This is a genomic window from Jingyaoa shaoxingensis (assembly GCF_014385005.1).
Lineage (GTDB): Bacteria > Bacillota > Clostridia > Lachnospirales > Lachnospiraceae > Marvinbryantia > Marvinbryantia shaoxingensis.
This window is the reverse complement of sequence record NZ_JACRSZ010000037.1, coordinates 1-6,400: the sequence shown is the minus strand read 5'-3', so window position 1 is coordinate 6,400 and position 6,400 is coordinate 1. Positions and strand designations below refer to the sequence as shown.

Here is a 6,400-nt window from a genome sequence, read left to right as displayed (position 1 = left end):
GCATTGACTGCTGGGAAGCTGAGAAGGACTTAAAAACCACGCCTGGATCAGACTGTGCATTAAATACACTTGCTATTGACGAACCACTGGAATATGCAAGATTATATCTTGATGGAAATATGCAAATGTGGGTAGATGCAGAAGATTCTTTGGAGAGAATTGTAAACCACAAGTAGCCTGTATGCTTTATTTTACATACAGGCTACTTAATCAAAATCACCATAATTGATCAAGCAAGTTTTTTTAATATACCTCGGAGTCATTTTCGTTCGATCTTTCATCGCTAATAAAATTTCTCTGAAGTGATAGCAGATAACAGATTGGCAGGTTTTTCTAAAAAATAATCTGCTTTTATGTGCTTATTATGACTGCCCCATACTGCTAAAGCAAAATCAATTCCCGCATTTTCCGCACATTTACTGTCATATTTGCTATCTCCGATATAAAGTACTTTCCTATGGTCTGTTTTTGATAATTCCACATATTTCAAAATCGGTGCGGCATTGGGTTTATGTTCCTGTGTATCGTCTGCACATATGATTGTTTTGAAATAATGACTGATACCAAACGGACAAAAATCATGTGTAAATTCTTCCCTTGTCTTTGATGTGACAATCCCCATTTCATAATCCAGACTTAGAAGATTTTTCAATAATTCAACGATTCCGTCAAATACTTTAATGTTATTTGTATAGTTACGCATATTTTTATCCCATAATTCTATCGCATAGGAAGTGTCTTTTATCGCAAGTTTTTTCAAAGCGTCTGTTCCTGTAATCCCTAACGCAAATCTTAGTTCAGAACATGGTATCTCTCTCCCGGACAATCCCTTTATAGTTTCCTGTAAAGAATGTAATACAGCATATTCCGTATCAATCAGAGTGCCGTCAATGTCAAAAACGATATGCTTATACTTCATGCTGCCACCTTTCCCTGTCTGTATCAAAATAACGTATCACCCTGCATGGATTTCCTACTGCAACACAATTAGGCGGGATAGGGCGGGTAACTACACTTCCAGCCCCTATCACGCTGTTTTTTCCTATAGTGACTCCGGGCAGAAGAATACAGCCGCCGCCAATCCAGACATTACTTTCTATTTCTATCGGACGTGCATAGGTTCTAAAAAATGTTGTCTGACGTTCCCTCCAATCCGGCACAAACCTTTCCTGTGGTAAGACAGGGTGTGAAGATGTATAAATCTGCACATTTGACGCAATCAATACCCTGTCGCCAATTCGGATAGTTTTGTTATCCACAAAGGTACAATTCATATTGACGATCACATCATTTCCCAAAAAAATATTTTTTCCATAGTCGCAATGAAAAGGCGTGTCGATTGCCACATTTTCCCCTATTCCGCCCAACAGCTCCCGAAGAATGGAAGTGCGTTTTTCTGTATCTCTATAATCAGAAAAATAATATTTCCGTGTTAATTCCCTTGTGCGGGCAATCTGCTTTAACGTATCGCTGTCCGCTGTTTCCAAAAAATCACTGGATTCGTAATACACAATATCCCCCTTAACGAAAACTGTTTTCCATAACGCCCGGAAGCAGGGCATAGATAGAACAGCCAATCTGATCCTCAAACCGTTCTTTAATCTCTAAAATCTTTTTCCATCTGTCTATTGTCGCTGGGTGAACGCCGTATCGCATTGTCACGTCTACAAATCTCTTTTCCAAAAGACAGAACCCCGAAGGCATAGCCAATGCGTCACATAACTGTACAAGACGGTCATAATCATCATATACCGCATTTGCAACAAATTCTTTCATAAACAGGTAATCCTCATCACTGACATCAAACTCTCCGATAGATGTGGCAATATCCTGTATCATAAATGCGTGGGATATACATATTTGTGCGGCTTTTCCCCACCCACGCTCCATACAGTAACGATAGCCGTCTATCAGATGCCTTTCCGAACTCACTCCGGCATAACGTCCAATATCGTGTAACAGCCCGAAAATATACGCCTGTTCAGAAGATAAATCTTTACAGTGTGACGCAATGTTTTTACAGGCTTCGGCTACATACCGGGAATGTTCTGCCCATGCTCCCGGATTGGATTCTGCCGCTTCCCTTAATGCCAGTTCTGCGGTCTGAATGTTCAACTCCATTTTTAACTCCTTTCAAAAGGGCGGGGCTGGAAGATAAACTGTCCAGCCCCTTTATGATGAAATATTTACAGATAAATCAGCAATCCCCGGCATAGTACGAAACAATGTTCATATAGTCCGTTGGATTCGGAACTTCTAAAACAAGCCGCAAACAGTTTTTGTTTTGGGAGTATTGCCGCCACAAACTGCCCTGTATCTTTTCTTCCCCATTGATGTTTTGTTTTTTACCATCCGGGCAGAGCATATTTACTTTGCCGGAACAGCTATTGACCGTATCTAAAAAATTTTTCATGTTCAGAATGTTCAGTTTTACCACTTTGCACTCACCTCCTGTAAATGACGGATTTACTTTACAGGTATCATTATAATGCAAAAGGAATAGAAAAAATATTTCTTTTCTGCCCTTATCTATCACTATTCTGCCATTTTCTCCGATATTCTGTGGGTGAACAATGTGTGTATTCTCGAAAAACCTTTCCAAAATAACTGCTACTCCCCAAACCGCACTCATGGCTGATAACGGTAACTGCTTCCTGCCCCTTTGCTAGCATCTGACAGGCAGCTTGCAGACGGTAAGCCTTTATATACTCTACGGGTGTCATGTGCAGACAGTCATGGAACACTCTATAACACTCCCTTTCGCTTAGGTATGCTGCTGCCGCAAGTTCCGGGATAGAGATTTTCTCTCTGTAATGTTCGTGAATATATATCATCATCAGCTTTATTTTATCGTTGCTTTTATTATGTTCCCCCTTTTTTTCACGCATAGGACGGGATAGTTCAAAAAGCATGAGCCATATTTCTGTTAGGGTTTCCCGCAGTTTTATTTCATATCCAAATTCATCACTGGATAAACGAAATGAAGCGGCAAGTAGTTTCAAAATCCTTTCTTCTTCTGCATTGCCTGGAAAAAGCGGAATTACCTCAATCTGTGGGGCTGTTATGATAGGCGCAATATATTTTTGTTCAATCCTGCTTCCCTGTTCCCCGGCAAGTAGGGAAACATCGAAAATATGAAGTAGCTGTATATTCTTTTCTTTCTGCGATATTGCTTTTGTCATATGGAGTACATTGGAATTTACTATGCCGCCGCTTCCAGCCGGAAACAACAGTTTTCCTCCCGGCGTATCATATTCAATGCTACCACTTTCCATATAAAAAAGTTCCACTGTCTTGTGCCAGTGCCACGGTACATAATGTCCGATATACTTGTCAAGTTCTGCCCTTGAAGCGATATAGGGAAAATCTTTTTCAAAACCGGGAAGCAGTTCTTCCTTGCTTCCAGTATAAAATTCAATGCTATGGATATTTTTCATGTCTGTTCACCTGCACATCTGCGATTTTGTATCTGCTTTATGGATTAAATATACTAGAATAGCTCGGTAATTGTCAATCAATCAAAACAGATTCATTTGGAAGATTATAAAAAATAGTGTTAAAAATCAAAGAACAGTTTTCACAGACTCTAAAAATCTGGATAACTAAAAATAAGTATATTTGTTTTGTGAAAAACAGGCAGTTTTACCTGCCCATTTTACTTTAAAAATATCCTCGTTTTTCTCGCCAGTTTTTCACATAACATCGGATTCCGATATAAACCGCATGTACCAGAAGTAGCAACATAATGAGGTTTATCGGAATAATTGATTTTATCCATTTTCCGAAATAGATTATGATAGCTGTACTCATTATCACCACCATGATGCTGATAATATCCCAGCAATATTTCCGGTAGATTTTCCCCACCTGATAGCCAGTCCCGATTATCAGCAATCCCGTTATGATAAATAAAATTCCCATAACAATACTTACAATCAGCCAGTACACAATCCCTGAAATGATACTATTTGAGATTCCACTGCTTAACTGTCCGAAAGAATCTGCACCTGCAACAAATTTTTGAAACAGGCTTAAGATTCCTTTAGCAAACATACTGAAAAAGCTAATACAGTCACTAAAGAAAACTGGAGAAAGGATAGCAGTGAATAGTGTAATGGCTATACTGTACCATGCCAGCAGAAACAGGATACTTTCATAACCAGCCGTCATATTTTTATATTTTTTCTCTAACTGAATTTTACGGTTATCGCATTTTTCTTTTGCTTTTTGGTAAGCAGTGCGGTCACAGTTATCGCATTTCTCATAGGGCACTTTTTTCTCAACAGCTACCTCTGTTGTCTTTTGGTGTGTCTGTGCATAGCGTTTTGCCTGTTCCGCTTTTTCATACCTAAATTTCCATGCCACGACTTCTGCGTCGGCTCTTTTCCTGCTGTCTGTCTCGTTGGCTAATTGTTCTTCTATTTTCCTTAATCTTGTCCGCAATGCTTCGATATTCTCGACTCTGTTTTCGCTGTTCAATTTCTCGTTCAAGGTCAGCAATCTGTTTAGCTGCCTGTTCAGTTCCATAATCATCTGGTCTTTCTGATCCAGTTCGTCCTGCATCTGTTCTGTCATCTGTAGAAGTTCTTCCACTTGACCGACGTTCTCTAAGTTTACGCATTCTCGCATCTATATCCCTCACTTTCTCTATCTGCTGTTTAAGGTCAGTAATTCTCTGCTCTGTTTCAGCAATAAGCTGTTCTCGTTGTTCAGCTTCTGCGTTAATTCCTGCCATTGCTGATTCTCGGTTTCCAACTGTTCGATTCTGTTTTTCTGCTGTTCGATCTGGGAAAGCAGTTCTTCTGTATCTGGCAAAAGATTCAGCAGTCCGGATAACTCGCTGTTTAATATCTGCAAACTCTGGTTCTGCTCCTGAAAGGACAGAAGCTGTCTGTCTTTTTCCTGTAATTCCTGTACCATCTCTGCCATAAGGTTCTGCTGTTCCTCGATCTGGTTTATCATTGATTCCATCATGGGAATGACTTCCCGGCTTTCTTCTAATGTCATTTAATCGCTCCTTCCATAATGATAATGCACCTGATACTTTTCCAAAGGTGTCCAGTATCTTTTGCAATAACGTGTTTTGCTGTTTTATGATTTGATTTTCCGCTACTTTCCACGAACCTTTTATTTCCTGCCCGGCAAGAAATTTTTGTTCAATCTTTCTTGCGTCAGCACCTTCATGGATGGTAGGAATCTGGAGTTTTCCCTGTTTTTCATAAGAACGGTGATCAACCTGATTATGCAAAGGAAGATGTTCATTACACACCTTTGCCCACTCACTCCGCCACAGCTCACAATTTTTGGGATTGTTCCATCCAGTAGCATCGGTCAGCACCCGTTTCCATTGCAGGCGGTTTCTTGCACCAATCTTCTGGATTCCGTTTTCGTCTAATACAGGGATACGGATTCCATGACGGTCAGGGTTTTTCTTATCCTGCCACCAGTCCGGGTGGGATTCGTCAATCACGATATTTCCGCTTTTATCTCTGACAAAATCCCAATCCTTGACTTCTTTCTTTCCCCAAGAATGGTCCGGGTTAAAAGGTCGCATCGTCAGAAGCAGGTGGACATGGGGGTTGCCATCCCCTTTGTCGTGGATACTCCAATCAGCACACATTCCCTTATCCACAAATGTTTTTTGGATATAGTCGGATGTATATTGAATCTGTTCCTGTCTGCTCCATTCTTTTGGGAGGGCAAATTCAAATGACCTGCCAAGTTGGGCATCCGCACTTTTTTCAATCTTCAATACCTCATTCCATAATCTTTGTTTCTGAAATGTGATTTTGAATTTTTCTAAAGCAGCTTCTTTATCTTCTGACCTTTTGTAGCGGACAGATTTTTGAAAGCGTTTTATATTTTCTTCTGGTACTATCTGCCATTCAGGAGGTGCGTTTTCACACATCATCAGACTGGTGTAGACCACTTCTTTTTTAGAAGTGTAATAACTGATTCTCCCGGTTTCCTCGTTTTTCATCACATCCCCATTGAGATATGCGGAAGCGGAGATAACAGATTTCCCTTTACTTCGTCCGACTATTTTGATTGTGTAATGAAAAATCGCCATATCTGGATTCCTCCTTTCTGCACATCCGGTATAGATTTCCGGCAACATTGCTTTCGATTTTAGAAAAAGCAGCATTGCCAGAACGCCCTCTGCGTAAGAGTGCCCTGCGCATAGCAGCCTGCATGGAATGCGCCTCTCTGGCGAAGAGTGCCTCCTGTGGCATGAGCAGGTCTGCATGAAATGCCCGCCGACGGAACGAGCCCGGCAAGCGTAAGCGCAGACCGGTTGCCACCTGTGGCAAACTTATACGGACGACCTCTGGTTGTCCATAAGTGCGCCCTTCATGAAAAAGCAATGAAGGGAATGGAAAATCCACTCCCTCCGGCATTA

At 40.8% G+C, this 6,400-nt stretch carries 9 protein-coding genes; 1 reads left to right on the top strand and 8 read right to left on the bottom strand.

Annotated elements, in window-relative coordinates; translation table 11 throughout:
• A partial coding sequence (locus tag H8716_RS17145; RefSeq protein ID WP_249310172.1) for a DUF6061 family protein occupies nucleotides 1–176 on the top strand: 176 nt, incomplete at its 5' end.
• A 107-nt stretch (nucleotides 177–283) separates the two neighbouring features.
• Here H8716_RS17145 and H8716_RS17140 read toward each other — a convergent pair.
• The 8 genes from H8716_RS17140 to H8716_RS17105 form a co-directional block, all read right to left on the bottom strand.
• A complete protein-coding gene (locus H8716_RS17140) occupies nucleotides 284–919 on the bottom strand; it encodes an HAD family hydrolase (RefSeq protein ID WP_016304801.1) in 636 nt (211 codons plus the stop codon).
• Nucleotides 909–1,511 carry a sugar O-acetyltransferase gene (locus H8716_RS17135; protein ID WP_117674858.1) on the bottom strand — a complete coding sequence of 201 codons (603 nt, stop codon included), beginning with the start codon at nucleotides 1,509–1,511 and terminating at the stop codon, nucleotides 909–911. Before H8716_RS17135 ends, H8716_RS17140 begins: the two co-directional genes overlap by 11 nt.
• Nucleotides 1,512–1,521: 10 nt before the next feature.
• Nucleotides 1,522–2,121: an HDOD domain-containing protein gene (locus H8716_RS17130; RefSeq protein WP_019162948.1), complete on the bottom strand. Its 600-nt coding sequence runs from the start codon at nucleotides 2,119–2,121 to the stop codon at nucleotides 1,522–1,524.
• Nucleotides 2,122–2,197: 76 nt separating this feature from the next.
• On the bottom strand, nucleotides 2,198–2,437 hold the full coding sequence (locus H8716_RS17125; protein WP_016304805.1) for a hypothetical protein: 240 nt from the start codon (nucleotides 2,435–2,437) through the stop codon (nucleotides 2,198–2,200).
• Nucleotides 2,438–2,525: 88 nt separating this feature from the next.
• Nucleotides 2,526–3,437, bottom strand: a complete 912-nt coding sequence (locus H8716_RS17120) for an AraC family transcriptional regulator (RefSeq protein ID WP_016304806.1) — start codon at nucleotides 3,435–3,437, stop codon at nucleotides 2,526–2,528.
• 223 nt (nucleotides 3,438–3,660) lie between these two features.
• Complete coding sequence (locus tag H8716_RS17115) at nucleotides 3,661–4,365, bottom strand: DUF6040 family protein (RefSeq protein WP_055196675.1); 705 nt, start codon at nucleotides 4,363–4,365, stop codon at nucleotides 3,661–3,663.
• The gene (locus tag H8716_RS17110) at nucleotides 4,349–6,070 is read right to left on the bottom strand and encodes a MobA/MobL family protein (protein ID WP_182448711.1); all 1,722 of its coding nucleotides are present in this window, start codon (nucleotides 6,068–6,070) and stop codon (nucleotides 4,349–4,351) included. Before H8716_RS17110 ends, H8716_RS17115 begins: the two co-directional genes overlap by 17 nt.
• Nucleotides 6,027–6,400: hypothetical protein (locus H8716_RS17105; protein ID WP_249310174.1), on the bottom strand; the 374-nt coding region annotated here is incomplete at its 5' end. The genes H8716_RS17105 and H8716_RS17110, both read right to left, overlap by 44 nt.